The sequence below is a fragment of the Bradyrhizobium sp. 14AA genome (genome assembly GCF_054185205.1).
In genome coordinates this window covers 1-474 of the sequence record NZ_JAVAYM010000135.1, presented here as the reverse complement: position 1 = coordinate 474, position 474 = coordinate 1, and the positions used below count along the sequence as shown (strand labels likewise).

Here is a 474-nt window from a genome sequence, read left to right as displayed (position 1 = left end):
GCCTTCATCGGTCTGCGTCAGCAGGGGATCCGGGCGCTGGGGGCCCTGGGTGACTCGATCGCGCCGGGCGTCGTGCTGGCCCAGGGGATCGGCCGCCTGGGCAACTACTTCAACCAGGAGCTCTACGGTCGGGAGACCGATGTGCCCTGGGCACTGGAGATCTATCAGCGCTACGACGAGAGCTACGGGTATTCCGAGACGATCGGGCGATCGACCGGCCAGGTCCTCGCGACCGTCCACCCGACGTTCCTCTACGAGCTGCTGTGGAACGTGCTCGTCGCGGTCGTGCTGGTGCTGGTCGACCGGAGGTTCCGACTGGGCCACGGGCGGCTCTTCGCGCTCTACGTGGCGCTCTACTGCTTCGGTCGCTTCTGGGTGGAACTGCTGCGCGCGGACGCCGCGACCGAGGTGTTCGGTCTGCGGATCAACACCATCGTCTCCCTGGTCGTCATGATCGCTGCGCTGGTGTATCTG

At 66.5% G+C, this 474-nt stretch carries 1 protein-coding gene; it reads left to right on the top strand.

Annotation, left to right across the window (positions count from 1 at the left end; genetic code table 11):
• Positions 1-474: prolipoprotein diacylglyceryl transferase family protein (locus RAD15_RS43680; protein WP_458184841.1), on the top strand; the 474-nt coding region annotated here is incomplete at both ends.